Raw genomic sequence first — 2392 nt, forward strand, 5'->3', positions numbered from 1 at the left:
GCCCGGCCAGCGGACCGCTGCCTGCGCCCGGCGCGCCTGCCGCGTCCGCCTCCGGACGCACCGGCCACAGTCCTACGCCCCGCAGGCGTTCCAGCAGGGCGCGGTTGCCCTCGTTGGCGAAGAAGGCGCGGATGGAGGCGGCCACCTCCGGTCCGATGTCCGGCAACTGTTGCAGCGTCTCTGCCTCTGCCGCGCCCAAAGCGTCGAGGTCGGCGAAGTGCGCGGCCAGGGTGCGCGCGGTCTGTTCACCCACGTGGCGGATGCCCAGCGCGCAGATGAGCCGGTTCAGGGTGGCCCCGGTGCGTGCCGCATCAAAGGCGGCGATGAAGTTTTCCGCCAGTTTCGGCCCCATGCGCTCGAAGGCCAGCAGGGTCTGCTTGTCCAGCCCGAACAGGTCCGCCGGGCTTGTCACCTTGCCGCGGTCCACCAACAGTTCCACCCACCTGCGCCCCACGCCCTGGATGTCCAGCCCGGCCTTGGACACGAAGTGGATGATGGACTGGCGCACCACGGCGGGACAGCCCACGTTGACGCAGCGCCACGCGGCCTCGCCGGGTTCGCGGCGCACCGGGGTGTGGCAGACGGGGCACTCGGCGGGAAATTCGAACTCCGGCAGGCCGTCAACAGGACGCTGGTCCACCAGCGGGCGCACCACCTCCGGAATCACGTCGCCCGCACGCTGCACGACAACCATGTCACCCACGCGCAGGTCCTTGGCGCGGATTTCGTCCTCGTTGTGCAGGGTGGCGCGCGACACGGTAACCCCGCCCACGACCACGGGGGCCAATTCCGCCACCGGGGTCAGCACCCCCGTGCGGCCCACCTGGATGGCGATGTGCTCCAGCCGGGTGGTGGCCTGATGGGCAGGAAACTTCAGGGCGATGGCCCAGCGCGGGGCGCGGGCGGTGTAGCCCAGCGCGGCCTGCGCGGCCAGATCGTCCAGCTTGGCCACCACGCCGTCGATCTCGAAGGGCAGTTCCGGGCGGCGGCGGGCCAATTCTTCGTAATAGGCCATGACGTCTGCCGGGGTTTCGCAGCGGCGTGCATCGGGCGGGGTGCCAAAGCCATAGTCCGCCAGCGCGGCCATGACCTGCCCGTGGGTGGACCAGCGCGCCTCAGCCCCCTGTGCGGCTGGGGCCGCATCGCCGCCAGCCTCCTCCGGCCAGAGCACCTGCCCTACCCCGTAGGCCAGAAAGCGCAGGGGCCGTCCCGCCGTGACCGAGGCATCCAGTTGGCGCACCGACCCGGCGGCGGCGTTGCGCGGGTTGGCGAACAGCTTTTCGCCCGCCCCGCGCCGAGCGGCGTTGAGGGTCTCGAACTCCGCGCGGGTGATGACCACCTCGCCGCGCACTTCCAGCCGGGCCGGGTGCGGGCCATCGCCGTGCAGGCGCAACGGCAGGTTGCGCACGGTGCGCATGGCAGTGGTGACGATTTCGCCCTTTTCGCCGTCGCCCCGCGTGAGGGCCGTGGTGAACACCCCGTTCTCGTAGATCACTTCCAGCGCCAGCCCGTCCATCTTGGGGTCGCACCAGAACGCCGTGGGCGCACCCGGTTCTGCCCGCAGCATGCGCTGGATGAAGGCGTCCCACTCTTCCGCCGAAAAGGCGTTGTCCAGACTGTACATGCGCAGGGTGTGGGCCTGCGTTTCCAGCGCGGCCACCACCGCATCGCCCACCCTGTGGGTGGGGGAATCGGGCGTGCGCAGGCTGGGCCATTCCGCCTCGATGTCCTGCAATTCGCGGAACAGGGCGTCGTATTCGGCGTCGGAGATTTCCGCGTCGTCCAGCACGTAGTAACGGTGGCTGTGGTAGTTCAGTTGTTCGCGCAGCGATTCGGCGCGGACGGCCATGTGGGCCGGGGCGGCGACTTGGTCTGCATCGGGCGCGGTGCTGGCCGGGAAAATATCGTCGGAAATGCTCACAGCGTGGTCTCGTCGGTCCATTGGTGTTGCAACCGGGCCACCTCGTCGCGCCATGCGGGGCCGAGGCGGCGGGTCATGTAGTCGTGTTCGGCGCGGGCGGCGGCATCCATGAAGCCGTCCACGGAGCGCGCCGTGGTGTGGTAGCGATGCCGGATCACCAGTTGATGGTCCACCACCACTGGCCAGCCCGCGCTGTGCGCCCGCAGGGACAGCCAGACGTCCACCCCGTAGCCGCGCGGGTTGTCGGCGCAGTCCGCGCCGCCCACCTCGCGGGCGCAGTCCAGGTCGATCAGCGGGGCGATGCCGTCCACCAGCGCCACGCGCCGGTACTGGATGCGCGCATCACGCACCATCTGCGGGTGGTAGGGGTTGCGGTCCACCGCCGGTGCGTACACCCCCACCCTGCCTGCTGGTCCGCCCAATCCGCGCGCGGCCAGCGCCGGGCCCATGCGGGCCATGCGCAGGGCCGCC

At 70.6% G+C, this 2392-nt stretch carries 2 protein-coding genes; both read right to left on the reverse strand.

Features of this window, described 5'->3' with window-relative positions:
• Positions 1 to 1921 (reverse strand): NAD-dependent DNA ligase LigA (ligA, locus tag FVW20_RS12735; protein ID WP_372434993.1); only part of this gene is annotated, 1921 nt, incomplete at its 3' end.
• The coding region (locus FVW20_RS12740; protein WP_372434994.1) for a glycosyltransferase family 2 protein at positions 1918 to 2392 on the reverse strand (475 nt) is incomplete at its 5' end. The genes FVW20_RS12740 and ligA, both read right to left, overlap by 4 nt.

Origin of the sequence: Nitratidesulfovibrio oxamicus, from assembly GCF_015731765.1 — a bacterium.
GTDB lineage: Bacteria > Desulfobacterota > Desulfovibrionia > Desulfovibrionales > Desulfovibrionaceae > Cupidesulfovibrio > Cupidesulfovibrio oxamicus.